General features: G+C 71.4%; 22 protein-coding genes. 14 read left to right on the top strand and 8 right to left on the bottom strand.

Annotated elements, in window-relative coordinates:
- Positions 1-100 precede the first annotated feature (100 nt).
- The 8 genes from ACQEVI_RS27405 (at position 101) to ACQEVI_RS27370 (ending at position 9,229) form a co-directional block, all read left to right on the top strand.
- Positions 101-877 (top strand): cation-transporting ATPase, encoded by a 777-nt coding sequence (locus ACQEVI_RS27405; RefSeq protein WP_432905669.1) that lies wholly within the window; start codon positions 101-103, stop codon positions 875-877.
- A 122-nt stretch (positions 878-999) separates the two neighbouring features.
- Positions 1,000-3,564 carry an excinuclease ABC subunit UvrA gene (locus ACQEVI_RS27400; RefSeq protein ID WP_432905666.1) on the top strand — a complete coding sequence of 855 codons (2,565 nt, stop codon included), beginning with the start codon at positions 1,000-1,002 and terminating at the stop codon, positions 3,562-3,564.
- Between the two features lie 213 nt (positions 3,565-3,777).
- Positions 3,778-4,416, top strand: coding sequence for a hypothetical protein (locus ACQEVI_RS27395; RefSeq protein WP_432905663.1), 639 nt, complete (start codon positions 3,778-3,780; stop codon positions 4,414-4,416).
- 133 nt (positions 4,417-4,549) lie between these two features.
- Positions 4,550-5,212, top strand: coding sequence for a copper resistance CopC family protein (locus ACQEVI_RS27390; protein WP_432905660.1), 663 nt, complete (start codon positions 4,550-4,552; stop codon positions 5,210-5,212).
- A gap of 14 nt (positions 5,213-5,226) precedes the next feature.
- Complete coding sequence (locus ACQEVI_RS27385) at positions 5,227-5,847, top strand: copper chaperone PCu(A)C (RefSeq protein WP_432905658.1); 621 nt, start codon at positions 5,227-5,229, stop codon at positions 5,845-5,847.
- Positions 5,847-7,094: a Dyp-type peroxidase gene (locus ACQEVI_RS27380; RefSeq protein WP_432905655.1), complete on the top strand. Its 1,248-nt coding sequence runs from the start codon at positions 5,847-5,849 to the stop codon at positions 7,092-7,094. Before ACQEVI_RS27385 ends, ACQEVI_RS27380 begins: the two co-directional genes overlap by 1 nt.
- A complete protein-coding gene (locus ACQEVI_RS27375; RefSeq protein ID WP_432905654.1) occupies positions 7,091-8,491 on the top strand; it encodes a PepSY-associated TM helix domain-containing protein in 1,401 nt (466 codons plus the stop codon). Before ACQEVI_RS27380 ends, ACQEVI_RS27375 begins: the two co-directional genes overlap by 4 nt.
- A 216-nt stretch (positions 8,492-8,707) precedes the next feature.
- Positions 8,708-9,229, top strand: coding sequence for a flavoprotein (locus tag ACQEVI_RS27370; protein WP_432905651.1), 522 nt, complete (start codon positions 8,708-8,710; stop codon positions 9,227-9,229).
- A gap of 26 nt (positions 9,230-9,255) precedes the next feature.
- Here ACQEVI_RS27370 and ACQEVI_RS27365 read toward each other — a convergent pair whose 3' ends face one another.
- Complete coding sequence (locus ACQEVI_RS27365; protein ID WP_432905649.1) at positions 9,256-10,293, bottom strand: helix-turn-helix domain-containing protein; 1,038 nt, start codon at positions 10,291-10,293, stop codon at positions 9,256-9,258.
- A 201-nt stretch (positions 10,294-10,494) separates the two neighbouring features.
- Between ACQEVI_RS27365 and ACQEVI_RS27360 the strand changes: the two genes are divergently transcribed.
- Together ACQEVI_RS27360 and ACQEVI_RS27355 are read left to right on the top strand one after the other, a co-directional pair.
- Positions 10,495-11,385 carry an HAD-IIB family hydrolase gene (locus ACQEVI_RS27360; RefSeq protein ID WP_432905646.1) on the top strand — a complete coding sequence of 297 codons (891 nt, stop codon included), beginning with the start codon at positions 10,495-10,497 and terminating at the stop codon, positions 11,383-11,385.
- Positions 11,386-11,519: 134 nt separating this feature from the next.
- Positions 11,520-12,317, top strand: a complete 798-nt coding sequence (locus tag ACQEVI_RS27355) for a glyoxalase (protein ID WP_432905644.1) — start codon at positions 11,520-11,522, stop codon at positions 12,315-12,317.
- Between the two features lie 309 nt (positions 12,318-12,626).
- Here ACQEVI_RS27355 and ACQEVI_RS27350 read toward each other — a convergent pair whose 3' ends face one another.
- On the bottom strand, positions 12,627-13,778 hold the full coding sequence (locus ACQEVI_RS27350) for an ROK family transcriptional regulator (protein ID WP_432905642.1): 1,152 nt from the start codon (positions 13,776-13,778) through the stop codon (positions 12,627-12,629).
- 215 nt (positions 13,779-13,993) lie between these two features.
- Between ACQEVI_RS27350 and ACQEVI_RS27345 the strand changes: the two genes are divergently transcribed.
- From ACQEVI_RS27345 to ACQEVI_RS27330, 4 genes are all read left to right on the top strand, one after another.
- On the top strand, positions 13,994-16,204 hold the full coding sequence (locus ACQEVI_RS27345; RefSeq protein WP_432905639.1) for an alpha-galactosidase: 2,211 nt from the start codon (positions 13,994-13,996) through the stop codon (positions 16,202-16,204).
- A gap of 91 nt (positions 16,205-16,295) precedes the next feature.
- Positions 16,296-17,246 (top strand): carbohydrate ABC transporter permease, encoded by a 951-nt coding sequence (locus tag ACQEVI_RS27340; protein ID WP_432905636.1) that lies wholly within the window; start codon positions 16,296-16,298, stop codon positions 17,244-17,246.
- 26 nt (positions 17,247-17,272) lie between these two features.
- The gene (locus ACQEVI_RS27335) at positions 17,273-18,199 is read left to right on the top strand and encodes a carbohydrate ABC transporter permease (protein ID WP_432905633.1); all 927 of its coding nucleotides are present in this window, start codon (positions 17,273-17,275) and stop codon (positions 18,197-18,199) included.
- A gap of 11 nt (positions 18,200-18,210) precedes the next feature.
- Positions 18,211-19,566 (top strand): ABC transporter substrate-binding protein, encoded by a 1,356-nt coding sequence (locus ACQEVI_RS27330; RefSeq protein ID WP_432905630.1) that lies wholly within the window; start codon positions 18,211-18,213, stop codon positions 19,564-19,566.
- A 24-nt stretch (positions 19,567-19,590) separates the two neighbouring features.
- Here the strand turns inward: ACQEVI_RS27330 and rbsD are convergent, their stop codons facing one another.
- The 6 genes from rbsD to ACQEVI_RS27300 all read right to left on the bottom strand — a co-directional run bounded on the left by rbsD (position 19,591) and on the right by ACQEVI_RS27300 (position 25,526).
- Positions 19,591-19,977, bottom strand: coding sequence for a D-ribose pyranase (gene rbsD / locus ACQEVI_RS27325; protein ID WP_432905627.1), 387 nt, complete (start codon positions 19,975-19,977; stop codon positions 19,591-19,593).
- A complete protein-coding gene (locus ACQEVI_RS27320; RefSeq protein WP_432905624.1) occupies positions 19,974-20,909 on the bottom strand; it encodes a ribokinase in 936 nt (311 codons plus the stop codon). Before ACQEVI_RS27320 ends, rbsD begins: the two co-directional genes overlap by 4 nt.
- The gene (locus ACQEVI_RS27315; RefSeq protein ID WP_432905621.1) at positions 20,906-21,850 is read right to left on the bottom strand and encodes a substrate-binding domain-containing protein; all 945 of its coding nucleotides are present in this window, start codon (positions 21,848-21,850) and stop codon (positions 20,906-20,908) included. The genes ACQEVI_RS27320 and ACQEVI_RS27315 overlap by 4 nt, the downstream gene beginning before the upstream one ends.
- 105 nt (positions 21,851-21,955) lie before the next feature.
- Positions 21,956-22,936: an ABC transporter permease gene (locus ACQEVI_RS27310; RefSeq protein WP_432905618.1), complete on the bottom strand. Its 981-nt coding sequence runs from the start codon at positions 22,934-22,936 to the stop codon at positions 21,956-21,958.
- Positions 22,933-24,489, bottom strand: a complete 1,557-nt coding sequence (locus tag ACQEVI_RS27305) for a sugar ABC transporter ATP-binding protein (protein ID WP_432905615.1) — start codon at positions 24,487-24,489, stop codon at positions 22,933-22,935. Before ACQEVI_RS27305 ends, ACQEVI_RS27310 begins: the two co-directional genes overlap by 4 nt.
- Positions 24,489-25,526, bottom strand: coding sequence for a LacI family DNA-binding transcriptional regulator (locus ACQEVI_RS27300; protein WP_432905613.1), 1,038 nt, complete (start codon positions 25,524-25,526; stop codon positions 24,489-24,491). Before ACQEVI_RS27300 ends, ACQEVI_RS27305 begins: the two co-directional genes overlap by 1 nt.
- Positions 25,527-25,914 lie beyond the last annotated feature (388 nt).

Raw genomic sequence — 25,914 nt, 5'->3', positions numbered from 1 at the left:
TCGCCGCCACCTGGCCGAGACAGCTCTCATCCGGCTCTCACGAACCTCTCATCAGGGGCTGGAAGGGTGGTGCGCCAGACCGACGGAAGGAACGGACCGCATGTCCAAGCTCTCCAACATGATCGGCCTCGCGAAGAAGTTGCTCGACTCCCAGAGCGGGGCAGCGCCGGGCTACGCGCCCGCTCCGCAGGCTCGGCCCGTCCCGCAGGGCCGGCCGGGCGCGCAGGCGTCGACGGACGCCGACCGGCAGGCCATCGCCCGCTACGACTACCTCATGAGCACCGCCGAACCGCATCAGATCGAGCAGATCCATGCCGAGTCGTTCGCCCGGCTGACGCCGGCGCAGCGTGAGGCGGTGCTGCGGCGCATGCAGATGGAGCTGCCGCCGCACGAGCAGCCCCGCTCGGCCAGCGTTCCCGATCTGTCCCGGGCGGCAGCACGTTCGGAGGCGCGCCGGCCGGGCTCCATGCGGTCGACGCTGGCGAAGGTCGGCACGGGCGCAGCCGTGGCGGGCGTCGCAGTCGGGGCCGTTGGCATCCTGGGCGCGGTCGCGGCCGGCGCCGCGGTGAGCAGCGTGGCGGGCCCGCTCCTCGAGAACGCGGCGAACCTTGGGGTCGACTTCGACGCACTCGCGTCGGGCGTCGACGTCGAGGGGCTCACGTCGTCGGTCGGTGACCTCGGCGCCGGGGCCCTCGACGAGGCCACAGCGGGTGTCGGCGAGCTCGGCAGCGGGGCCGTCGGCGAGGCCGCGGCTGGTGTGGAGGGTCTGGCCGGCACGGCCGACGGCGCGCTGTCCGGGCTCGGGGACCAGGTCTCCGGCGCAGGCCAGCAGCTCTCGGACCTGGCCAAGGACTTCGACCCGCGCAACTTCTTCTGATCGGTCCTGCCTGACGTCGATGACGCACGGGCCTCCCGCTCCTCGACAAGCGGGAACAGCGGGCGGCGTGCGGAATAGAGTTGCGTCGTCTGTGGTGCCAACCGACGACAGCCGGGGGATCGATGGTGGAGAAGTCGGCAGGTAGTGGGTGGGGCGATGCGCCGCTCGCGATCGAGGTCCGCGGGGCGAAGGTTCACAACCTCAAGGACGTGGACGTGACCGTGCCGCTGCGGCGTCTGGTCGCGATCGCGGGCGTGTCCGGGTCCGGGAAGTCGTCGCTCGCCATGGGGGTGCTCTACGCCGAGGGCTCTCGCCGGTACGTCGAGGCGCTCTCGACCTATACCCGCCGGCGGATGTCCCATGCGCCGCGAGCGGCCGTCGACAGCGTCGAGCACGTACCCGCGGCGCTCGCGCTGCGGCAGCGCCCGGCAGTGCCCGGCGTGCGCAGCACGTTCGGCACCTCCACCGAGCTGCTCAACGTGCTGCGCCTGATGTTCTCCCGGCTGGGCTCGCACCTGTGCCCGAACGGTCATCGCCTGGACCCGACGATCGACGTGGCGGCAGACCTGAACCTGGTGTGCCCGGTCTGCGCGGCCGTGTTCTACCCGCCGGGCGCCGAGGCGCTCGCGTTCAACTCCGACGGGGCGTGCCCTGCCTGCTCCGGTACCGGCGTGGTGCGGGAGATCGACGAGGCGTCCCTCGTGCCCGACCCGAGCAGGACGATCGACGGCGGCGCGGTGGCGCCGTGGTCGATGTTCGGGCTGACGGTGATGCCGCAGGTGGTGGCAGAGCTCGGCGTCCGCACCGACGTCCCGTACAGCGAGCTCACCGCCGCCGAGCGGGAGACCGTGCTGCACGGGCCGGAGGAGAAGCGGCACATCTCGGTGCCCTCGAAGAGCGGCAAGCTGTTCGAGCTGAACTTCACCTACCGCAACGCGCGTCTCGCGGTGCAGGAGGCGCTGGACAAGGCCACCACCGAGCGCGGGCTGGCCCGCGTGAACAGGTTCATCAGCGCGCAGAGATGCTCGACCTGCCACGGCACCCGGCTGAGCCAGAAGGCGCTCGGTTCCCAGCTCGCCGGCATCAACCTCGCCGAGGCGACCGCCAAGACGCTCGACGAGGTGGTGGCCTGGGCCCCGTCCCTGCCCGGCACGCTGCCGTCGGACATGCGAGAGATGGCGCAGAACCTGGTCGACAAGCTGCAGGAGATGGCCGGCCGGCTGGTCGAGCTCGGGCTGGGCTACCTGAGCCTGGACCGGGCGGGCTCCACCCTGTCGACAGGTGAGCGGCAGCGGGTCCAGCTGGCACGCGCGGTGCGGAACCGGACCACCGGGGTGCTCTACGTCCTGGACGAGCCGTCCATCGGCCTGCACCCCTCGAACGTGGACGGCCTGCTCGGGGTGATCCAGGACCTGCTGCGGGACGGCAACTCGGTGGTCCTGGTCGACCACGACGTGCAGGTGCTGCGCGAGGCGGACTGGCTGATCGAGATCGGCCCGGGTTCCGGCGTCGAGGGCGGCACGGTCCTGGCCACGGGCACCGTCGAGGACCTCGACGACGACCCTGCCTCGCTGCTGGGCGGATTCCTCACCGGACGCGAGCCAGTGGTGATCCGGGACCGGGCCGGCCGCGACGACGTGTTCGACCGCGGCAGCATCCATCTCAGGACCGCACCCCTGCACACCGTGCACGCGCTGGACGTCGACATCCCGCTCGGCCGACTGACCGCCGTCACCGGGGCCTCCGGTTCCGGCAAGACGACCCTCATCCTCGACAGCCTCGTGCCCGCCGTCCAGGCAGCTGCGGCCGGCGGCCCCGTGCCGGCCCACGTCACCGCGGTCGACGCGCCAGGGATCCGCCGGGCCGACGTCGTCGACGCCACCCCGATCGGCGTCAACGTCCGGTCCACCGTCGCCACCTACAGCGGCATCATGGACGACCTGCGCCGGGCCTTCGCCGCCACCGGGTCCGCCGTCGAGCGCGGCCTGACCGCCGCCGACTTCTCCTACAACACCGGGTCGCTGCGGTGCCCGCGCTGCGAGGGCACCGGGCAGATCGTCCTGGACGTGCAGTTCCTGCCCGACGTCGACATCGCCTGCCCGGACTGCGGTGGCAGCCGGTACGCCCCGGACGCGTCGACCGTCCGTCGGCCCTCGTCAGGGCGGCACGCCGACGGTGACGCGGGGGAGGGCGTCTCATTGCCGGAGCTGCTCGCCTCCACCGTCGGGCACGCCCTCGAGCACGTCGGCGACCTCCGCAAGGTGCGCACCAAGCTCCAGGCCCTCGTCGACCTCGGCCTGGGCTACCTGACGCTCGGGGAGGACACGCCGGCACTCTCGGGCGGCGAGGCGCAGCGCCTCAAGCTGGCCGCCGAGCTGCACCGCGACCAGGCAGACACCCTCTTCGTCCTCGACGAGCCGAGCGTCGGCCTCCACCCCCTCGACGTCCGCACGCTCCTGAACGTCACCCAGCGGCTCCTGGACCAGGGGGCGACGGTGATCGTCATCGAGCACGACCTCGACATGATCGCCAACGCCGACCACATCATCGACATGGGGCCGGGCGGAGGGGCGGCCGGCGGCACGGTGGTGGCCACCGGCTCGCCCGACGACGTCGCGGGCAACCCCGCCAGCGTCACCGGCAGCTACCTGCGCACCCACCTGACCACCGCGCCCAGCGCCGTCTAGCCGGGCTGCGTCCGGGCGGCTCGCTCAGGTGCCGGTGCCTGACCCCGGGCGACCTGCGGGGATCAGGATCACACGCCGGGTCGCCGCCAGTATGTCGGATCGGTGCTGTTCTGGGAGCCGCCAGGAGGTTAGGCTGCGTTCGATCCTTTTCCAGGCCACGGCGTCGTCCCGAACTGCCGGAACCTGACCGACCGTGAGACGGAGAGCGACCAGATGCCCGCACGCGACGACCGCACCAGGGGTGCGCGTGCGTTGCGTGGTGGTCTCGCGGCGTCGTCGGCGACGTTCGTCGCCCTGATGTCGCACCTGGCCGGCGGTGGGGAGATGCCCGGCCTGCTGGGCATCGTCGTCCCGCTGGTGCTCTCCCTGCCGATCTGCGTCGCCTGGTCGGGGCGCCTGTCGCTGGCCGGGCTCTCGGCCTCGGTCGCCGCGAGCCAGCTGTTCTTCCATGTGCTGTTCACGCTGGGCACCCCGGCGGACTCCCAGATGGTGTCCGCGGGGTCCGGCGCGCACGCCGGGCATGACGCCATGATGATGCCGCCGTCGCCGGCCGCCGGGCAAGCCGTCCAGATGGCGCCCGCCGACGTCACGATGTGGCTGTCGCACGCCCTGGCCGCGGTCGTCACGATCGTCGTCCTGTACCGCGGGGAGCTGCTGCTCCTCCGCCTGCGCGAGCTCGCCGTGCGGGCCGCCGCCTGGCTGCTGGGCGGGCGCGCCGTCGTCGACCACGTCGGCGCCTTCGTGCTCCCGGCGCTCCCCGGCGTCGTCGCCGCTACCTTCCGGTCGCTGCACCCGGACCCTCAGCTCTCCCCTCTGCTCCGCAGGGGACCTCCCGCACCGCACGCGGTCTGAGCTCCGCAGCACGGGCACACCAGGTGCTCGTGCGCTGTTCCGTGCTCGCCACGTGCTCATCCCGAGCGGCGAGCGGGGACTTCTGTCCCTGTGCGTGCTGACGTCGCATCGCGACGTCGGAGGAGGTCTTCTCATGCCCCGATCCCGTCCCCTCGTGGCCGGGCTCGCGGTGGCTGTCGTCGCGCTGTTCGCGACGGCGGTACCCGCGTCCGCCCACGACAAGCTGATCTCCAGCGACCCCGCGTCCGACCAGAGGCTGGCCGAGGCGCCGGTGGAGGTGTCCCTGACGTTCTCCGCCGACGTCCTGGACATGGGTGCCGCCGTCGTCGTGGCTGACGCCGACGGCACCGAGTGGGTGTCCGACGTCCCGAAGGTCGACGGCCCCACGGTGACGGCGGTGCTCGACCCGGGCATGCCCGACGCCGGGTACGAGATCCGCTGGCGGGTCGTGTCGTCCGACGGGCACCCGATCACGGGTGTCGTCCCGTTCACCGTCGGCGACGGTGAACCGTTGGCCGGCGGGGCGGGAGCCGCTGCGCCCGGTGCCGCCGAACCAGGCGCCACCGAGACCGGCGGGGCGAGCGTGCCGGGGACCGACGCACAGAGCAGTACGCGGACTCAGATCGCACAGGAGGACGAGGGGCCCTGGCGGGTCGTCCTCGTCGGCGCGAGCGGGGCCGCTGTCGCGGTGGCCCTGCTCGCACTTGTCCAGTTCCTGCGCCGCCGCAGCGATGCGGGCGGCACCGACGAGGCCGGCGACGAGCCGGGCTCCTCGGAGACAGCGCGATCAGCGTGAGAGGTACTCCTGTGATGAACCTGCTGACCCTTCGTCAGAGCAAGACCCAGAGCAAGACCAGCACGGTGACCAGCATCCGGTCGGGCGTCGTCCTCGCGGCGGTCGCCCTGGCCCTCGCGGGCTGCGGCACCACCGCCGGCGCGTCGCCCGACGGCGCCGACGGCGCGGCGGAACCCGCCGCGCAGAACGTGACCCTCGCCGACGGCTGGGTGAAGGCCGGCGACTCGGGGATGTCGGCCGCGTTCGGCGAGCTGACCAACGCGGGGCCCGACGACGTCACGGTGGTCTCGGCGACCACCGAGGCGTCCTCGATGCTCGAGCTGCACGAGACCGTGGAGAACGAGTCCGGGGAGATGATCATGCGGGAGATCGAGGGCGGTTTCGTCATCCCCGCCGGCGACACCCTGACCCTGGCTCCCGGCGGTAGCCACATCATGCTGATGGACCTCACCGACCCGCTGGAGGCGGGTGAGGAGGTCACGTTCACCCTCACGTTCGCCGACGACTCGACCTACGAGTTCACCGCGCCCGTGAAGGACTACTCGGGGGCGAACGAGAACTACGTCGGCGGCGACGCCGAGATGGACATGGGCGACGCCGACAGCGACGCCGACAGCACGGGCACGGACGGCTGATGTCCGGGCCCGGCAAGAGCGTGAGCTCCGGCCGGTCCGGGTCGACCCGGCGACAGTTCCTCCTCGGGGGAGCTGTCGCCGGTGTCGGCGCGGCCGCCGCCATCGGCGCCGACCTCGCCGTGAGCGCCACTTCCGACGGTTCCGCCGCCGAGCCGGCGGCGCTGAACGGCGAGCAGACCGTCGCCTTCTACGGCGCGCACCAGGCGGGGATCGACACCGCGGCCCAGGCCAACGGGCTGTTCGTCGCGCTCGACCTGCTCGACGGCACCACGCGCGAGGACCTGGTGCGGATGATGCGCATCCTCACCGACGACGCCGCTCGCCTGACCCAGGGGAGCCCCGCGCTCGCGGACTCCGAGCCCGAGCTGGCGACCGTCCCGGCGCGGCTGACTGTCACGTTCGGGTTCGGCCCCGGGTTCGTCGCCCGGGCTCGCGGCGAGGCGCCGGGCTGGCTGAAGGCGCTGCCCGCGTTCGCCGTCGACCGGCTGCTGCCCGAGTTCAGCGACGGCGACCTGCTGCTCCAGATCGCCGCTGACGACCCCCTCGCCGTCGCGCACGCCGCCCGCATGCTGCTCAAGGACACCCGGAGCTTCGCCTCGGTGCGCTGGAGCCAGCAGGGGTTCCGGCGCGCGCACGGCAGCGTCCGGCCGGGCACGACCATGCGCAACCTCTTCGGTCAGGTCGACGGCACGTCCAACCCGGCGCCCGGCACCGCGGACTTCGACCAGGTCGTGTGGAGTCGCGACGGGTGGCTGGCCGGCGGGACGAGCGTCGTCGTGCGCCGCATCGGCATGGACCTGGACAAGTGGGACCGGCTCGACCGTGGCGGCCGCGAGCAGTCGGTGGGCCGCTACCTGTCCAACGGGGCGCCCCTGACCGGTACCGACGAGCTCGACGAGCCCGACTTCGAGGCGACCACGCCCATCGGGTTCCCCGTGATCCCGGAGTTCTCCCACGTGCGCCGCGCGCGCAGCGAGAACACCGCCGAGCGGATCTTCCGGCGCGGCTACAACTACGACGACCGGCCCATCGGGGAGGCGATCTCCCTGTCGGGACTGATCTTCGTCTCCTTCCAGGCCGACGTCGACCGGCAGTTCGTCCCGATCCAGAAGCGCCTGGACCAGCTCGACCTGCTCAACGAATGGACAGTGCCGATCGGCTCGGCCGTCTTCGCCATCCCGCCGGGGTGCGCCGAGGGCGGCTTTGTCGGTGAAACCCTTCTCACCGGAAAGCAGGCTCCTCAATGACCGACACGCTTGCCGGCCGCCCGTGGTTCGGCCCGCTCCTGCGGCGGCTGCACTTCTACGCGGGCCTCCTGGTCGGCCCGTTCATCCTGGTCGCCGCGACCAGCGGTGCCCTGTACGCGCTGACCCCCGCCCTGGAGCAGGTGGTCTACGACCACGAGCTGCACGCCCCGGTCACCGACACCCGGCTGAGCCTGGCCGAGCAGATAGGGATCGCCCAGCAGGAGGTCGGCGAGGCCAGTGCTCTGACCGCGGTGCGTCCCGCACCGGAGCTGGGGGATACCACTCGGGTCATGTTCGCGCAGGACGGCCTGGGTCCCAGCGAGTCCCGCGCGATCTTCGTCGACCCCGGTACTGGCGAGGTCCGGGGCGACCTGGTCGCCTACGGCTCCAGCGGTTCGCTCCCGCTGCGTACCTGGATCTCCAACCTGCACCGCAGCCTGCACCTCGGCGATCCGGGGCGGTTGTACAGCGAGCTCGCGGCCTCCTGGCTCGGGATCGTCGCCACCGCGGGACTCGTGCTGTGGATCCTCCGGCTGCGCGCCGCCCGTCGTGCTGCCGCCGTCGCCGGTGGCGCCGTCGCACCACCGAAGCGGCGGCGGACAGGGTACCGGCGGGTGCTGTCCTGGCACACCACCATCGGCGCCGTCGTGGTGCTGGCGGCGCTGTTCCTGTCCGTTACCGGGATCACCTGGTCCAAGTACGGTGGCGCCAACTTCAGCGACCTGCGCACCGCTGTCGGCTGGACGACGCCCTCCCTCGATACGAGCCTGACCGGCGAGGGCGCGGAAGAGAGCGGCGGGCACTCGCACGGCGGGGGCGCTACAGCCGAGCCCACCGGACTGGCCAACCCAGCGACGTTCGACGGCGTCCTAGCCATCGCCCAGCGCGTCAACATCGACGCCACGCAGATCGAGATCACCCCGCCCGCCGTGCCGGGCACCGCCTGGGTGGTCAAGGAGAACAAGCGAAGCTTCCCGACGGCTGGCGACTCGGTAGCGATCGACGGTGCCACCATGCAGGTGACCGACCGGACCGATTTCGCCGAGTTCCCGTTCATCGCCAAGCTCAGCTCCTGGGGGATCGCGCTGCACATGGGCGTCATGTTCGGCCTGGCCAACCAGCTGGTGCTCTTCGCCCTCGCGCTGGGCATCGGCTCCATGGTGGTGCTCGGCTACCTCATGTGGTGGAAGCGGCGGCCGACCCGCGAGCCGCGCGGGCTCGTGGGTCCGCCTCCCGTCCGCGGGGCGCTGCGCGGCGCACCGTGGTGGGGCGTGGCCGCCGTGGTCGTGTGCGCCGTCGCGGTCGGCTGGTTCCTCCCGCTGGTCGGCTACACGCTCGCGGCCTTCGTCCTGGTGGACGTCCTGATCGGGGTGGTCAGGGCACGGCAACGGACCTGATCGGACAGAACGGCTACCCGGTCGGCGTGAGGCCGGCCGAGTAGCCGCCCTGACCAGTCGGCCTACGGCTCAGGCGGCTTGCAGCTGTGCTCGCCTGTTCAGCGGTGCGAGCGCGGCGGTCGTGTGGCAGGCAGTGTCGACGCCGTGGGCCTTGCCGAGGACTCGGAGCCTGGCTAAGTGCCGGGACGCAGTAGCCTCGGAACCATGGGTCTGGGTGTGCTGTACGTCGTCGTGACCGCCGCCGGGGCAACTCGGCAGGTGCCCACACAGTTGCTGCCGCTTGCCGTCGACCGAGGCTGGGAGGTGCATGTTCTCGCCACCGATCAAGCGGTCAGTAGCTTCCCCGAGGCGATGGAGCAGGTCGCGGAGTTCCTGGGGCGTCCGGTGCGGACGGACTTCCACACCACGGTCGGGTACTCGCTGCCTGACCCAGACGCTGTGATCGTGGCCCCGGCGACGTACAACACGCTCACAAAGTGGGCACTCGGCATCGCGGACACCTACGTCTTGACCCGCCTGGCCGAACAGGTTGGCCGCAACATCCCGATCACTGCAGGGCCCTACATCAACGTCAAGTTCGCTGACCACCCGACCTACCAGGGGAGCTTGTCTGTCCTCAAGGAGTGGGGTGTGAACGTCGTGATCGGCCCGAGCGAGCCGCACCAGTCAGGCGACGGCGCAGCGGACGACTTCCCGTGGGAAGAGATCCTCGACACGGTGACGCCCGCGCGTGCGTAGTACGTCGCCTGGCTGCTGAGGGCTGGCTAGCCGCCTGCGCCGATCCAGGCGTTGAACCGTGCGAGCGGCTTGTTCGTGTGCCGGTGTGCACGAACGAGCATGCGCACTACCTCGCGTGTCGTGGGGTGGTGACGGGTCTGCTGCGGGGCAAGTTCCCGGGCCCGCTGAAGGCTCGCCAGGGCTTGCTCGTGGCGGCCTTGCCAAAGGTAGGCGCGGGCGATGTCCATGAAGTGGTGTCCGGTCCGAGTGGGCGGGAACCCGTCAGGGATCCGGAGGTCGCGAGCGAGGGTGAGCGCCCGGGGCCCGTCGCCGAGCTCGATGGCGGTCGCCACGTCATGGAACGCGGTGTTCGTCGGCCCGAACGCGAGATTGCGCCAGAGATGGTCGGTCTCGACGCGTAGGTACTCGGCGATGTCGCGTGCCTCGGAGATATGAGCGCTCGCCCCTGCGGCACTTCCTGCTCGTGCGGACAGGTCCGCGGCGCGCAGGTGCAGTGAGCCGATCATCCGCAAGGTTGTGTCGTCTCGTGTGGGCGCGGAGTCGAGCACAGCTCTGGCGCTGTCGATCAGCCGCAGCCCGACGTCGTACGTCCCGTGCCGGAGCATCGACGACGTGCGGGTGTGAGCGGCCAGGCCAACCGCCAGTGGATTGCCCCACTGGGCTGCTGTCCAGGCGATGCGGTCGGCCACGATCGTGGCAAGGTCGTCGTAGCCGGTGGCGTGCAGGATGGACATGGTCGGGTGCAGCACTGTGGCGACGGCGTCGAACAGTTGCTCTCGCTCGGCTGCCGTCGACATCGTATGGATGGCGGCGGTCGTCTCCAGTAGCAGAGCCGGAACGCGTGCGAGTGCCTGGGCATTGCGGTCCGCCTGCCGTAAGTGGGCTATGGCGAGAGGTTTCGCCACAGCGGCGATCAGGACGGGGGTTGCTTCTCGCGACTCCTGCTCCACCTTCCGCAGCAGAGACAGGCTGATCGATGCCTGCTGCGCCAGGGCAACCTGCGTCATTCCGCGTGCCTTGCGGAAGTGCGCGATGCGCCGGCCGATCGCTTCTTCGTCGTTCATGGTTCCGATCCCTGCTCCAGGAGCCGTGACCTTGGCGAGCCTAGACCCCGCCTCCGGTCGGGCCGAGTGCTGCGCGCAGGGTGACACAGGGACGTGTCACTTCCGGGCCCTCCGGGACGCCGAAAGTGGATCCTGGACGGCCCGCGACCATGCGGGCCCACTGTCAGCACAGCTGATGGCAGGCGCGCAGAGGGAGCAACGATGAGCCTTCCGTTCCACGAGCAGAACGACACGCCGAGGGTGCCTGATCTGCTCGTTCGGCGACTCGTAGCGCTCGATATCGACGGGACGCTCCTTGTGACGGGTCAGAACCCGACCCCGGCCGTCCTCGGCGCGATACGAGCCGCCCGGTATGCCGGGCATGAGCTTGTGCTCGCTACTGGGCGTTCCTTGTCCGGTGCGCTGTACGCCGCTCGCCTCATGGGAATCGCGGACGGATACATCGTCGCCTCGAACGGCGCCGTCGTCGCCAGGATGGACCGTGGCGGGTACGAGGTGACCGGGATTCACACGGTCGATGCGAAGGCAGTCGTGGAATTCGTTACCGTCGTCCGCCCTGACCTTCGGATCGCGGCCGAGATAGTGGGCGAGGGCTACCACGTCTCGACCTTCTTTCCGCCCCAGGAGTTGGGCGGCGTCCAGGTCGAGGTGGCCCGGCCCGACGACCTGTGGACGGGATCGACCCCGCGCCTGGCCATCTATGGAGTGAACGCGTCCCACCTCGTGCCGTCGATCCGTGCCCTCGGCATGACCGCCACCCGCACCCGGCCGGACTGGATCGACGTCACGCCCGGCGGGGTCAGCAAGGCGACCGCGCTGGAGACGGTCCGCCGCGAGCTCGGCATCCCTAGGAGTCGCACGGTCGCCATCGGGGACAGCGAGAACGACATCTCCATGCTGACATGGGCCGAACGCGGCGTGGCCATGGGCGGCGCGCCCGCACTGGTCCGGTTCGCCGCCAACTACGCGACGAAGAGCGTCGAGGACGACGGCGCAGCCCTGATCCTGAACTCCCTGGCCAAGCTTGACGAGGACCTCGCGGACGAGACATGGGTGGGCGGAGCGAACGCCGACATCGTCGGCACCCACTGAACTCGCGGTTGGGCAGAGCGCCCAGCGCCCTGCCCAGCCGCAGGCCCACACACCGGGACTGCAAAACGATCTCATAGGCGAATCTTCGCGATCCGGTCTAGCCTTCCCGGCACCTGACCTGCGAGGAGTCCCGTGTGAACCTGATATCCACCGACCTGCCGGCAGCCGGCATCCGGGCGAACGAGACGACGGTCCCGCTGCTGCCCTGCATCTCCAGCGAGGAGACCACCGCGTTCTACCGGGCGCTCGGCTTCGAGATCGCGTACGAGATGCACAAGCCGTACCTCTACCTGGCGTTCGCGATGAGCGGCTTCCAGCTGCACTACGGCAAGGCGCCCCAGGGGATTGACCCGGCCGACGAGGACGCGGGCGGCTGCCTGGTGATGGTCGACGACGTCGCGTCCTACCACGCGGCGTTCACCGCGGCGATGCGCGCGTCGTACGGCAAGGTCCTCGCCAAGGGTCGGCCGCGCATCACCAGATACCGTCCTGGCGCGACCCGCTTCACGCTCGTCGACCCCACGGGGAACAGCATCATCTTCATCCGGCGCGACGAGCCCGAGGACCTGGAGTACGGAGGTGACAAGAGCCTGCCGCCGCTGCGGCGCGCTCTGGACAATGCCCGCATCTACCGGGAGTTCAAGAACGACGACAAGGCAGCGTTCCGGGCGGTGACCTCCGCGCTGCGCAGGCACAGCGGCGACGCGACGCCGGTGAACCGGGCCATCGCGTACGCGACGCTCATCGAGCTGGCGACCGCTCTCGACGAACGCGAGCGCATCCCGGCGTTGAGGGCGGACCTGGAGGCGCTCTTGACGGAGTTGGACGACGACGAGCGGCGACTCGTGGCAGACGACCTGCAGCTCGCCGACGACCTGGAGACCTGGATCGCCGAATCCGCAGGGCCTCGGGGCCGAGCCAAGCCTCTCTGATGCTGGCTCGCGCTGATGCGGTCCTGGCGGTCACGGTGTGGTGGTTCGGTGGGTGCCGGCTGGGCTGAACTTCGTTCGGCTGGGCACCAGGTTTGCGGGCTGGGCTGAATAGTTCAGCTGGGGCGAACTGAGTCGGGCAAGGCTGAACGGATTCCAGCAGGCCTGGCACCCTCTCACCGGGCATACCCTGCTCCGTTGGTCGAGCTTTTCCTTCCGTTGGTCGAGCTTGTCGAGACTTGCGGGTCATGCGGTCTCGACAAGCTCCGCCAGCGATAGGGCCGGGTCTCGACAAGCTCGACCAGCGGGGCTTCAGCGGCCCAGCACGTAGGTCTGGATCGCGATGACCGCGGCGCCGCGCGCCCAGACGTCGAACCCGGAGGCCTGCACCGCGAGCTCCGGCGGCTCGGCGAGCGGGTCCAGGTCGCCCGCCAGGCCGGCGTCGAGCGCCGTCCGCGCGACGACCGCGAGGCGTGCGCCCTCGCCGCCGAGGACGACCACCTCGGGGAGTGCGATGTCGGTGACGACGGCGACCAGCCGGCCGAGCGCGCGACCGGCGTCGTCCACCACGCGGCGGGCGAGCTCGTCGCCGGCGTCGGCGAGGTCGAGGATCTCGTCGTAGGGCACCAGGTCGCCGCGTGCGGCGGCGACCTGGCGCTCGATCGAGCCGGTGGTGAGCATCGCGGTGGCGCACCCGCGGTGCCCGAGCGGGCATGGCGGGCCCAGGGGGTCCAGTGCATGGTGCCCGAGCATGCCGAGGCCCGCGTTGGGCCCGTCGAGCAGGCGGTCGTGCGCGACGATGCCGACCCCGACGCCCGCGCCCACGGTGACGAGGGCGAACTGGCCGTGCCCGCGGCCCTCGCCGAACCAGTGTGTGGCCTCGGTCAGCGCCAGGACGTCGTTGGCCGCGACGACCGGGCGGCCGGTCCGCTCCTGCAGGAGAGTGGTCAGCGGGACGTCGGCCCAGCCGAGGAAGGGTGCGCGGTGCGCGGTCCCGTCGGGCAGGACATGCCCGCCGATGGAGACGCCGACGGCTGTCACGTTCGATACCTGGGCGGCCAGGTGGTCCACGAGCCCGGCGACGACGTCGGTCACCTCGTCCGGGGTGCGGCCGTCGAGCGGCCGGCTGGCGGACGCGACGACGTCGGCCCGCAGTGTGGTGACGACGCCGTGGGCGGTGTCCCCGGTGATCTTCACGCCCACGAAGTGGTGCGCGTCGGGGACGATGTCGAGCGGCTGGGACGGGCGGCCGGGTCGTAGGTCACCGGCACCGGGCCCGACCTCGACGAGGAGGCCTGCCTCGACCAGCGGCTTGGTCAGACGAGTCAGGCTGCCCGCGCTGAGGTCGGTGCGCCGCGCGAGCTCCGCCCGGGACAGCGGACCGTGCAGCAGCACCTCGAGCGCGACGCGGTGGGACTGACCCGCGAGCGGCACCCAGGGCCGCGCCTCGCCGCTCGTCGTCATCGACCCTCCAGGTCTCGCTCGGAATCAGCTCGGGTACCGCGCGTCCAGATCCTCGCGGCCATTGTGCCGCGCGACCAGCCTATTCGTCGTTAGGTTCCACCGCAAAACAAATGGGCACCCAGATTCGGTCACCCGCTGTCCTTGACCCTCAAATATCTTCCGTAGTAAAACTTACTCCGACACCGACGTCCCGACCCCGCGAGGAATCCCACCCGATGCCCGTCTCTCTCCAGACCCAGCACGACGCCGCACCCGAGGCCGCGCAGTCGTTCGCCCACCTGCGTGCCGGGGGCGTGAGCCTGCTGCTCGACACCTCCGGTGAGCGCCTGCCGCGCGTGCTCCACTGGGGCGCGGACCTCGGCGACGTCGGACCGGCCGAGGTCGCCGAGCTCGTCCTCGCCTCGGTGGTCCCCGTGGTGTCGGGCACCCCCGACGCCCCGTACACGCTCACGCTGCTGCCCGAGCAGTCGGCGGGCTGGCTCGCCACCCCCGGCGTCACCGGCTCCCGGGACGGCGTCGCGTGGTCGACGGCGTTCCGCGTCACCCGCAGCACGCTCACCGGTCCGCTGACGCGCGACGACGGCACCCCCGTCGCCCACCGCCTCGTCGTGACCGCCACCGACCCCGACGCCGGCCTCCAGCTCACCCTCGTCGTCGAGCAGTACCCGTCCGGGCTCGTGCGCACCCGCTCCACCTTGACCAACACGGCCGACGACGTCTTCACCGTGGCCGGCCTCGACACCGCGCTGCCCGTACCCGCCGAGGCCGACGAGGTCCTCGACTGGACCGGCCGCCACCTGCGCGAACGCTCCGCCCAGCGGCACGCCTTCACCGCGGGCACCCACCTGCGCGAGTCGCGCCGCGCCCGCAGCCACGACGGCACCCTGCTCCTCACCGCTGGCCGGTCCGGCTTCGGCCACGGCAGCGGCGAGGTCTGGGGCGTCCACGTGGGCTGGTCCGGCAACACCCGCACCTACGCCGAGCAGGAGATGCCCAGCGGCGCCCGCGTGCTGGGCGGCGGCGAGCTGCTCCTGTCGGGCGAGGTGCGGCTCACCGCCGGCGAGTCGTACTCCTCGCCGTGGCTGTACGCGTCCTACGGCGACGGGCTCGACGAGCTCTCCCACCGCTTCCACACCTACCTGCGCTCCCGGCCGCAGCACCCCACCAGCCCCCGCAAGACGCTGATCAACGTCTGGGAGGCCGTCTACTTCGACCACGACCTGCCCCGCCTGACGGCGCTCGCGGACGCCGCCGCCGCCGTCGGGATCGAGCGCTACGTGCTCGACGACGGGTGGTTCAAGGGGCGCCGCGACGACACGGCGGGGCTCGGCGACTGGTACGTCGACGAGAGCGTCTGGCCGGACGGCCTGCACCCGCTGGCCGACCACGTCACCGGGCTCGGCATGGAGTTCGGGCTGTGGTTCGAGCCGGAGATGGTCAACCCGGACTCCGACCTGGCGCGGGAGCACCCCGAGTGGATCCTGCGGACCGGCCGGCGCCTGCCGCCGTCGGCCCGCAACCAGCAGGTGCTGGACCTCGCCAACCGGGGCGCCTGGGACCACGTGTTCGGGCGCATGGACGCGATCCTCACCGAGTACCCGATCGCGTTCGTCAAGTGGGACCACAACCGCGACCTCATCGAGGCGGGGCACCAGGCCACCGGCCGCCCGGGCGTGCACGGCCAGACGCTCGCCGCCTACCAGCTCATCGACGCGCTGCGCGCCGCGCACCCGGACGTGGAGTTCGAGAGCTGCTCGGGCGGCGGCGGGCGCGCCGACCTGGGCATCCTCGAGCGCACCGACCGGATCTGGGCCTCGGACTGCATCGACGCCCTGGAGCGCCAGGTCATCGAGGCGGGCACGGGCATGATCGTCCCGCCCGAGATGATGGGTTCCCACATCGGCTCGACGCGCGCCCACACCACCGGCCGTACCCACGAGCTGAGCTTCCGCGGAGCGACGGCGTTCTTCGGTCACCTGGGCGTCGAGTGGGACCTGACCCGCGCCTCCGACGACGACCTGACCGGCCTCGCCGCCTGGGTCGCCGCCTACAAGGAGCACCGCGGGCTGCTGCACACCGGCAGGGTGGTGCGCGCCGACCACCCCGACGCGGCCCTGCGCGTGCACGGTGTGGTCGCCGGCGACCGGTCCGCCGGGATCTTCGCGATCGTGCAGCTCACGACCGGCGTCTTCGCGCCGCCCGGACGGGTGCGCCTGCCCGGCCTGGACCCGGCACGCACCTACGAGGTGCGGCCGCTCGCCCCCGGCGACGACATCTCGCCCTGGGCGGGCGCCTGGGCGCCCGCCTGGTGGAAGGACGGCGCGCGGCTGTCCGGCCGCACCCTCGGCGTCGTCGGCCTGCAGGTGCCCAACCAGTTCCCGGAGCGGTCGGTACTGCTCGACGTCCGGTCCGTCCCCGAGGTCTGACGGACGGGGCCGCGGCGGACCGCCGCGGCCCCGCCCCACCAGAGTCACCCCAGCACGCCCCAGCTCGCAACGACGCGACAGGAGAGACACCATGGCAGTCCTCACCACGGCGGCCCCGGGGGCCACCCCGGGCAGGCAGCGCGGACCGGGCAGGCAGCGAAGATCGCGCGGGTCCCGGTTCGGCGACCTGCGCACCGCCCTGATCTTCCTCGTCCCGGCGACCATCGGGTTCGTCACGTTCTACCTCGTGCCGGCGGTGCGCGGGGCGTGGTTCTCGCTGACCGACTACTCGGTGCTCGCGCCGCCCCGGTACGTGGGCCTGGACAACTACGAGCGCCTGGTGCAGGACCCGCTGTTCTGGAACGCGATGAAGGTCACCGCGTACTACGTGGTGATGAACATCGGGCTGCAGACGGTCCTCGCCATCGCGATCGCCGTCCTCATGCAACGGCTCACCCGCTCGGCGTTCGTGCGGGGTGCGGTGCTCCTGCCGTACTTCGTCGCGAACGTCATCGTCGCCCTCGTCTGGTTCTTCATGCTCGACTTCCAGATGGGCATCGTGAACGTGCTCCTGGAGCGGGTGGGCATCGACGCACAGGCGTTCTTCGGTGACCCGGCGCTCGCGCTGCCCACCATCGCGCTGATCAACGTGTGGCGGCACATGGGCTACACGGCCCTGCTGATCTTCGCCGGCCTCCAGATGATCGACCAGCAGGTGTACGAGGCCGCCGAGCTCGACGGCGCCGGACCCCTGCGGCAGTTCTGGTCGGTGACGCTGCCGCTGCTGCGGCCGGTGCTCGCGCTCGTGCTCGTCGTCACGATCACCGGCTCGTTCCAGATCTTCGACACCGTCGCGGTCACCTCCGGCGGCGGCCCCGTCGACGCGACGCGGGTCATCTACCTGTACATCTACGACCTCGCGTTCGGCCAGCTCGACTTCGGGTACGCGTCGGCGCTCTCCGTGGTGCTCTTCCTCGTCCTGCTCGGCGTGGCGCTCCTGCAGCTCCGCCTGACGCGGGCGAGCGAGTCGGACACGAACTGATGCCCACACCAACCGAAGGAGCCGGCATGTCGACGACGACCGCGCCTGCTACGACCACGCCTGCTACGACCACGTCCGCCAGGCCGCGCTGGGGCGTGATCCTCGGCTGGGCCACGATGATCGTGATCCTGCTGATCACGCTCTTCCCGTTCTACTGGATGCTGCGCACGTCGCTCTCCACGAACTCCGAGCTCGCCGCGCAGGCGGGCAACCTCCTGCCCGCCGGCTTCACGCTCGACGCGTTCCGGCGTGTGTTCGGGCTCACCACGCTGGAGGAGTCGCTCGCCCAGGGCGGCGCCGGCGGCCGGATCAACTTCTGGCTGTACCTGCGCAACTCGGTGATCGTGGCCACCGCGATCACGGTGGGGCAGGTCTTCTTCTCGGCGATGGCCGCCTACGCGTTCGCCCGCCTGCGCTGGCCCGGCCGGGACATCGTGTTCGCCGTGTTCCTGTCGGCGCTCATGGTGCCGGGCATCTTCACCGCCATCCCGAACTTCGTGCTCATCAAGGAGCTGGGCCTGCTCAACACGTTCCCGGGCCTCGTGCTCCCGACGTTCTTCATGACCCCGTTCGCGATCTTCTTCCTGCGGCAGTTCTTCCTCGGCATACCGCACGAGATCGAGGAGGCGGCGATGATCGACGGCGCCAGCAGGGCCCGCACGTTCCTGCGGATCGTCCTCCCGATGAGCGCCGCACCGATCACCACGCTCGCGGTGCTCACCTACATCCAGGCGTGGAACGAGTACTTCTGGCCGCTGCTGGTCGGGCAGTCCGACAACGTGCGGGTGCTCACCGTGGCGCTCGGCATCTTCCGCTCCCAGACGCCGCAGGGCAGCCCCGACTGGTCGGGGCTCATGGCGGCCACCCTCGTCGCGGCGGCGCCCATCGTGCTGCTCTTCGTCGTGCTCGGCCGGCGGATCGTCAACTCCATCGGCTTCTCGGGGATCAAGTGAGGACATCGACGATGACCACTGCAAGGACAACCACCACGGCGCTCGCCGCCGCCGTCGGCCTGAGCCTCGGCCTCGCCGGGTGCGCGGCCACGGACCCCGCGGCGCCGGACGGCACCGCGACGCTCACCTACTGGATGTGGGACGCCAACCAGGTACCCGGGTACCAGCAGTGCGCCAACGACTTCGAGGCCGCCAACCCCGGAGTCCGGATCAACATCGAACAGTACGGCTGGGACGACTACTGGACCCAGCTGACCGCCCGGATGGTCGCCGAGAGCGCACCCGACGTCTTCGTCGACCACTCCCAGCAGTTCGGCAAGTTCGCCGAGCTCGACCAGATCCTCGACGTCTCCGACCGGGTGGCCGGGTCCGGGATCGACCTCGACCAGTACGAGGACGGCCTCGTCGACCTGTGGCGCGGCCAGGACGGCGGCCTCTACGGGCTGCCGAAGGACTGGGACACCGTGGGCCTGTACTACAACGCCGACATGCTCGCCGAGGCCGGGTACACCGGCGAGGACCTGTGGGAGCTGGAGTGGAACACGGAAGACGGCGGCACGTTCGAGGAGTTCGTCGCGCACATGAGCGTGGACGCCAACGGCGTCCGCGGTGACGAACCAGGCTTCGACAAGGAGAACGTCGAGGTCTACGGCCTCGGGTACAACGAGTCCGGCGGCGGGTACGGCCAGGTCCAGTGGGCGCCCTTCGCGCTGAGCAACGGCTGGGCCTACTCCGACCGCAACCCCTGGCCCACCGCGTTCAACTACGGCGACCCCGCCCTGGTCGAGACGATCGGCTGGTACCGGTCCCTGATCGACAAGGGCTACATGCCGTCGCTGGCGGTCGCGACGTCGGGCATCGGCAGCCAGGAGGCACTGGGCGCCGGGGCGTACGCGTCCCTGATCGAGGGCTCGTGGAACGCCCGGTCGATCAGCGAGCTGGCCGGCGCGGACTTCCAGGTGGCGCCCACACCAGTGGGCCCGTCGGGGGAGCGGGGCACGGTGTTCAACGGCCTGTCCGACGCGATCTACGCCGGCACGCCGCACCCCGACGAGGCGTGGGCCTGGGTCGAGTACCTGGCGAGCCCCGACTGCCAGCTCGAGGTCGCCGAGGAGGGGCGGGTCTTCCCGGCCGTCAAGGAGGCCTCCGACCAGGCGGTCACCACCTTCAAGGAGCTCGGCGTGGACGCCGAGGCGTTCTCGGTGCACGTGGCGGACGGCACCACCACACCCTCGCCGGTGACCGACCGGTGGGCCCAGCTGCAGACGATCATGCAGCCCACCATGGACTCGGTGCTGTCCTTCCAGACCGAGCCCGAGAGCCTCGTGCCCGCGAACCGGCGGGTCGACGAGCTGCTCGACGAGTAGCGGAGTAGCCGAGTAGCCGCTTGGTCAGAACGGCACGCCGCAGCGCAGCACGACGTTCGCGTACGGTGTCGCCTCGCCGCTCCGGACGACGAGGCGCGCCTGCGGCAGCAGGGCCTTGAGGTCGTCGTGCGGCAGGAGGTCGGGGGTGAGGCCACGCTCGCTCAGCCAGGTCTCGACGTCGGTCCCGCTGCTCTCCGCCGCGGCGAGGGAACCCTCGACGGCGATCTCGGCGAGCAGCGCGTCGAGCACCTGGGTGAAGCGTGGCACACCGTGCACGAGGGTCAGGTCGACCACGTCCGCCTCGCGGGGGAGGGGGAGGCCGTAGTCGGCCACTACCACCAGGTGCCCGTGCCCGAGCCGGGCCAGCCCGGCAGCCAGGGCCGGGTTGAGGACGCCGTGCCGGCGGGTCATCGCACCTCCGGGAGCGCGTCGGTCGAGGAGGGGTAGGAGGGCTGCGCCCCGATGCCCGTGACGGCGTACGCGCCGACCCGAGCGGCGAGGCGGGCGGCGTCGAGCAGCTCGTCCCCGGCGGCGAGCCGGGAGGCCAGGGCGCCGACGAAGGCGTCGCCGGCGCCGGTCGTGTCGACGGCGCTGACCTTCGGGGAGGGCACCGTGGCGACGGCGACCTCCGCATCACCCTCGGTGGTGCGGGAGCGGGTCGCGACGACGGCTCCCGCGCTACCGATGGTGATGACGACGGACGTGACTCCAGCGGACGTCAGCGCGCGCGCCGCTGCCGCGTGGTCGTCGTCGGGCACGTCCGGGCCGCCGACGAGCGAAAGCGCGAGCCGGGCCTCGTGCTCGTTGACCACCAGCGGGTCCGCGCGGCGGATCACGTCAGCGGAGAGCTCGATCACGGGGGCGAGATTGAGCACCACGCGGCCGCGGGCGAGCCGCGCGGCCGTCTCGATGGCGGCGCGGGGGATCTCGCCCTGCAGCACCACGACGTCTGCCCCGGCCACGGTCGCGGCGTGCGCGGACACGGTGTCGGCCGCGACGGCGGCGTTGGCCCCCGGGACGACGACTATCGAGTTCTCGCCGTCGGCGGACACGGTGACGAGCGCGATGCCGGTGGGGCCGGGCACCCTGGCGAGCGCCGCCAGGTCGACGCCCGCGGCCCGGAGGCCGCTCGTCGCCTGGTCGGCGAACGAGTCGTCGCCGACGGCTCCGACGAACGCGACCTCGGCCCCGAGCCGGGCGGCCGCGACCGCCTGGTTCGCGCCCTTGCCGCCGGCGAGGACGGACATCGACCGTCCGAGGACGGTCTCCCCGGGGGCGGGGTGGACGGCCACCCGGGTGAGCAGGTCGGCGTTCACGGAGCCGACGACGACGACCCGGCTCACTGGAGGAAGTCCGTCACGTTGTCCTTGGTGACGGTCTGGACGGGCACGGGGGTGTCCTTGGCGACCTGCTCGCCGTCGAGCACCTGCTTCATGAGCTGGACCGCCTGCTTGCCGAGCTCCGTCGGCTGCTGCGCGACCGTCGCGGCGAGCGTGCCCGCCTCGACCGCGGCGAGGCCGTCGTCGGTGCCGTCGAAGCCGACCACGAAGACGTCGCTGCCCGCCCGGTCGCCCAGGGCCTGGATCGCACCGAGGGCCATCTCGTCGTTCTCGGCGAAGATGCCGACGGCGTCGGGGTTCGACTGCAGCAGGTTGGTCGCGACGTCGAGCCCCTCGGCGCGCTCGAAGTTCGCCGTCTGCGTGGCGACGACCTCGATGTCCGGGTAGGCCGCGATGCCCTCGGCGAAGCCCTGGCCGCGGTCGCGGCTGGCGGACGTACCTGCCACGCCCTGCAGGACGATGACCTTGCCCTTCTCGCCGATCGCCGCGGCGAGGGCGTCGGCGGCCTGCTTGCCACCGGCGACGTTGTCGCTGGAGACGAGGGAGGTGATGTCGGCGCCGTTGACGGCACGGTCGACGCCGATGACGGGCAGGTCGTCGGACAGTGCGGGGGCGACGGCCGCGCCGGCGGCGTCGGAGTCGACGGCGTTGATGATGACGCCGGCCGCGCCGCCGGTGACGGCGTTGGCCACCTGGTCGGCCTGGGTGGCGGAGTCGTTCTGCGCGTCGACGACGTCGAGGGTCAGGCCGAGCTCGTCGGCCGCGTCCTGTGCGCCGTCCCGCACGTCGACGAAGAACGGGTTGCTGAGCGTGGACAGCGAGAGGGTGACCTGCTGCTGCCCGGAGGCGGCGTCACCGCCGCGGTTGCACGCGGTCAGCGTGGTGGCGAGGGCAAGGCTCGTCACGACGGACGCGACGACCTTCGTGGTGTTCGAGAACTTCAACTTCGGCTCCTTCTTTCGGCGGCCCGTCCTTGGGCCGAGGGTGGTGCACGGTGGTGCGGGTGCTGCGGGTAGGACGTGGTGCGGGTAAGGCAGGGAGGCGGTGGGTCAGTGCCGGGTGTTCTTGCGGCGGAGCACGTCGATCCCCACTGCGATGGCGATGACGAGCCCGATGACCACCTGCTGCCAGAACGACGACACGTTCAGGAGGTTGAGGCCGTTGCGGATGACTGCCAGGACCAGGGCGCCGATGAGCGTGCCCGAGACCTTGCCGACACCGCCGGCGAGGGAGGCACCGCCGATGACGACGGCGGCGATCGCGTCGAGCTCGTAGCCCGAGGCGGCCTGCGGCTGGGCCGAGTTGAGCCGCCCGGCGAGCAGCATGCCCGCGAGCGCGGCGTAGACGCCGGCCAGCGCGAAGACGGTCACGAGGACCTTGCGCACCCGGATGCCGGACAGCCGCGCGGCCTCCACGTTGCCGCCGACGGCGTACATCTCTCGTCCGACGACGGTGCGGTTGAGCACGAACGCCGCGATCACGCCGGTGACGACCAGCACGAGGATCGGGACCGGTACGCCGCCAATGCGCGAGCCGAGGAAGGACACCTCGGGGGACGTGGCGATGGGCCGCCCGTCGGACAGGACGAGGGTCAGGCCGCGGGCCACCGACAGCATCGCCAGGGTGGCGATGAACGAGGGGAGCCGGCCGAACGCCACGCCGAGCCCGCTGACGGCGCCGGCGAGCGCGCCGGTCGCGAGGCCCGCGACGATCGACATCCACCCGGGCAGACCGGCCGACGTGAAGATCCAGGCCGACGCCATCGCCGACAGCGCGGCCACCGAGCCGACGGACAGGTCGATCCCGCCGGCCACGATGACGAACGTCATGCCGAACGCGAGGACCGCGATCGTGGACGCCTGGATCCCGATGTTGACGAGGTTGGGTCCGGTCAGGAACGCGGGCGTGGCGATGTACAGGGCCAGGCACAGCACGAGGAGGCCGACCAGGGCCCCGTTGCCGGACAGCAGGGAGCCGAGGGTGGAGCGCAGCGAGCGCTGCTTCGCCGGTGCGGCGGTCGTGGTGGTCATCGGTCCGTTCCTTCTGTGGTCGCTGTGGTCGCTGCGGTCGTGTGGTCCTCGGCGTCGCGGTCGACGTCGCGCACGGCGAGTGCCATGACACGGTCCTGGGTGGCGTCCTCGCGAGCGAGCTCGCCCGCGAGGCGGCCGCCGCTCATCACGAGGACCCGGTCGCTCATCCCGAGCACCTCGGGCAGGTCGCTCGAGACCATCACGACGGTCCCGCCCGCCGCGGTGATGGCGTTGACGGCCTCGTAGATCTCGACCCGCGCGCCGACGTCGACGCCGCGCGTCGGCTCGTCGAGCAGCAGGACCCTGGATCCGGCGAGCGTCCAGCGGGCGAACACGGCCTTCTGCTGGTTGCCGCCGGACAGGTCGCGGACCGGCTGGTCGATGCCGCTCATCCGGATGCGCAGCCGCTCCGCCATCTGGCGTGCCCGGTCCCGCTGACCGCGCCGGTCCGCCAGACCGGCGCGGGCGGTGCTGCCGAGTGTGGCATAACCGATGTTCTCGTTCACCGACGCGTCGAGCACGAGGCCCTGCGCCTTGCGGTCCTCCGGGACCAGGCCGATGCCGGCATCGATCGCCGCCGGGATGCCGCGGCGCGGTACCGGTCGGCCCGCTACCCGCACCTCGCCGGAGTCATAGGCGTCCGCCCCGGCGATGGCGCGCAGCAGCTCCGTGCGCCCGGCGCCGACCAGGCCCGCGATCCCGACGACCTCGCCGGCCCGCGCGGTCAGGCTGATGTCGCGCAGCCGGTCGCCGCTGCTCAGCCGGTCGACCTGGAGCAGCACCTCGTCCGGTCCGTCGTAGTCCCGTCGCCGCGGGTAGTGGTCGGTGATGTCCCGGCCGACCATGAGGCGAACGAGCTCGTCCTCGTCCGTGGACGCCGGTACCTCCGCGACCAGCGCGCCGTCGCGCAGCACGCTCACGGAGTCGCCGATCCGCCCGATCTCCTCGAGATGGTGGCTGATGAAGACCATCCCGACGCCGGCCGCGCGCAGCTCCTCGACGACCCCGAAGAGCGCGTCGGTCTCGTCGCCGGTGAGCGCCGCCGTCGGCTCGTCGAGGATCAGGATGCGGGCGTTCGTGCTCAGGGCCTTGGCGATCTCGACGAGCTGCTGGCGCGCGATGCCGAGCTCACCGACCAGCGTGTCGACGTCCAGGTCGAGCCCGATGCGCGCGAGCGCGTCGCGTGCGGTGCGGCGCACCGCACGACGGTCGAGCAGACCCGCCCGGGACGGCATCCGGCCGAGCACGATGTTCTCCGCCACCGACATGGTCGGCACGAGGTTCAGCTCCTGGTGGATCGTCGCTATCCCGAGCGACTCCGCGGTGCGCACGTCGGACAGCACGACCGGGCGGCCGTCCACGACGACACGACCGCCGTCGGGCTGGTAGATGCCCGCCATCATCTTGATGAGGGTCGACTTCCCGGCGCCGTTCTCGCCGAGCAGGACCTGGACGTGGCCGGGCCGGACATGGACCGTGACGTCCTCGATCACGGTGACCGGGCCGAACTTCTTCGTGACGTGCTCCAACGAGAGCACCGGATCCGCGGTCATCACTGCCTTCCTGCGGGGTGGGGGACAGGACCCGCTCCGGGAGCCGGTCCGGTGGACTCGCGCACGACCAACGACGACTCCAGGACGACCGACCGAGCCGGGCGGCCGTCCAGGACGTCGCGGATCAGATCGACCGCGAGGGCGCCCATGCGCGCGGGATCGTGGGCGACGACCGTGAGCTGGGGGCTGAACCAGCGGAACGCGGCGACGTCGTCGTACCCGACGACCGACAGGTCGCTGCCCACCCGGATACCCCGTTCGCGCAGCACCTCCAGCACGCCGAACGTCATGAGCGAGTCCGCGGCGAGGACCGCCGTGGGCGGGTGGGGCAGGTCCAGGAGCTGGTTCGCGGCCCGTGCACCACTGGTCACCTGGAAGTCGCCCAGGTGCACCAGGTCCAGGTCGTCGTCCAGGCCGTGCTCCGCGATCGCCTGCCGGAACGCCTCGAGGCGCTCGCGGCCGGTCGATGTCTCCTGGGGCCCGGCGACGAGCCCGATGCGGTGGTGCCCGAGGCCGGCGAGGTGAGCGACCGCGCCGGTGATGCCGGAGCGGTTGTCCGAGGTGACGCTCGGTACGTCGACCCCGTCGATCGTGCGGTCCACGAACACCACCGGTACCCCGAGCGTGAGAACCTCGCGCAGCGAACCTGCCCCGTCGCCCTGGGGCGCGACGATGATGCCCGCGACCCGCTGCGACAGGAGAAGGTCGAGGTACAGGTCCTGCTGCTCAGTGCTCTCGTTCGCGTTGCACAGGAGGGTCGCGATCCCGGACTCGAGCGCGTGCTGCTCGGCGTTGTGCGCGATGTCCGCGAAGAAGGGGTTGCGCACGTCCGACAGGAGCAGGCCGATCGTGTTCGTGTGGTTCTTGCGCAGCGAGCGCGCCTGCGCGTTCGGTCGGAAGCCGAGTCTGCGGGCCGCCTCGGTCACGCGGGTGCGCGACTCCTCGGACGTGGCCGGGTGCCCCGACAGCACGCGCGACGCGGTCGCCGCGGACACACCTGCCTCGGCCGCCACGTCATGGATGGTCACCGCACGCATTCACAGCCTCCTTGCCGCACTCGTGGCCCGACGTCTCTTGTCTGGATTGACGAGTTCATGGAACCGATTCCATGGAACCGATTCCACGAATTTACGAGCGGATCGCCCGGATGTCAATCGGGCGGTGCGGCGCGGGCCGTCGACCTCGAGGCCATCAACCCGGAGTGCGGTCACGGACCAGCAGCGGCGGCACGCTACGGCGTGTCGCGGAATTGGGTTGGCTGCAGCTGATCCCAACTGACTGACTCGACGTACCGGGTACCGCGAGTCAGCGCGCTGGTCGGACCACGGACCTGACTCGGCGTACCTGGTACGCCGAGTCAGGCCCGCAGGCACCTAGCGGGTTTTCACCCGGGTAGGCGCGGCGCTTTCGGTGCCTCGGCGGACG

Source organism: Promicromonospora sp. CA-289599 (genome assembly GCF_050936155.1).
Classification (GTDB): domain Bacteria; phylum Actinomycetota; class Actinomycetes; order Actinomycetales; family Cellulomonadaceae; genus Promicromonospora.
Note: the sequence above shows the minus strand (reverse complement) of the source record. Positions and strands in the feature narration are given on the sequence as shown.

Coding starts and splice junctions, on each gene's coding strand:
- ACQEVI_RS27405 (WP_432905669.1), top strand. CDS start 101: ATGTCCAAGCTCTCCAACATGATCGGCCTCGCGAAGAAGTTGCTCGAC.
- ACQEVI_RS27400 (WP_432905666.1), top strand. CDS start 1,000: ATGGTGGAGAAGTCGGCAGGTAGTGGGTGGGGCGATGCGCCGCTCGCG.
- ACQEVI_RS27395 (WP_432905663.1), top strand. CDS start 3,778: ATGCCCGCACGCGACGACCGCACCAGGGGTGCGCGTGCGTTGCGTGGT.
- ACQEVI_RS27390 (WP_432905660.1), top strand. CDS start 4,550: ATGCCCCGATCCCGTCCCCTCGTGGCCGGGCTCGCGGTGGCTGTCGTC.
- ACQEVI_RS27385 (WP_432905658.1), top strand. CDS start 5,227: ATGAACCTGCTGACCCTTCGTCAGAGCAAGACCCAGAGCAAGACCAGC.
- ACQEVI_RS27380 (WP_432905655.1), top strand. CDS start 5,847: ATGTCCGGGCCCGGCAAGAGCGTGAGCTCCGGCCGGTCCGGGTCGACC.
- ACQEVI_RS27375 (WP_432905654.1), top strand. CDS start 7,091: ATGACCGACACGCTTGCCGGCCGCCCGTGGTTCGGCCCGCTCCTGCGG.
- ACQEVI_RS27365 (WP_432905649.1), bottom strand. CDS start 10,293: ATGAACGACGAAGAAGCGATCGGCCGGCGCATCGCGCACTTCCGCAAG.
- ACQEVI_RS27360 (WP_432905646.1), top strand. CDS start 10,495: ATGAGCCTTCCGTTCCACGAGCAGAACGACACGCCGAGGGTGCCTGAT.
- ACQEVI_RS27350 (WP_432905642.1), bottom strand. CDS start 13,778: ATGACGACGAGCGGCGAGGCGCGGCCCTGGGTGCCGCTCGCGGGTCAG.
- ACQEVI_RS27345 (WP_432905639.1), top strand. CDS start 13,994: ATGCCCGTCTCTCTCCAGACCCAGCACGACGCCGCACCCGAGGCCGCG.
- ACQEVI_RS27340 (WP_432905636.1), top strand. CDS start 16,296: ATGGCAGTCCTCACCACGGCGGCCCCGGGGGCCACCCCGGGCAGGCAG.
- ACQEVI_RS27335 (WP_432905633.1), top strand. CDS start 17,273: ATGTCGACGACGACCGCGCCTGCTACGACCACGCCTGCTACGACCACG.
- ACQEVI_RS27330 (WP_432905630.1), top strand. CDS start 18,211: ATGACCACTGCAAGGACAACCACCACGGCGCTCGCCGCCGCCGTCGGC.
- rbsD (WP_432905627.1), bottom strand. CDS start 19,977: ATGACCCGCCGGCACGGCGTCCTCAACCCGGCCCTGGCTGCCGGGCTG.
- ACQEVI_RS27310 (WP_432905618.1), bottom strand. CDS start 22,936: ATGACCACCACGACCGCCGCACCGGCGAAGCAGCGCTCGCTGCGCTCC.
- ACQEVI_RS27305 (WP_432905615.1), bottom strand. CDS start 24,489: ATGACCGCGGATCCGGTGCTCTCGTTGGAGCACGTCACGAAGAAGTTC.
- ACQEVI_RS27300 (WP_432905613.1), bottom strand. CDS start 25,526: ATGCGTGCGGTGACCATCCATGACGTGGCGGCCGAGGCAGGTGTGTCC.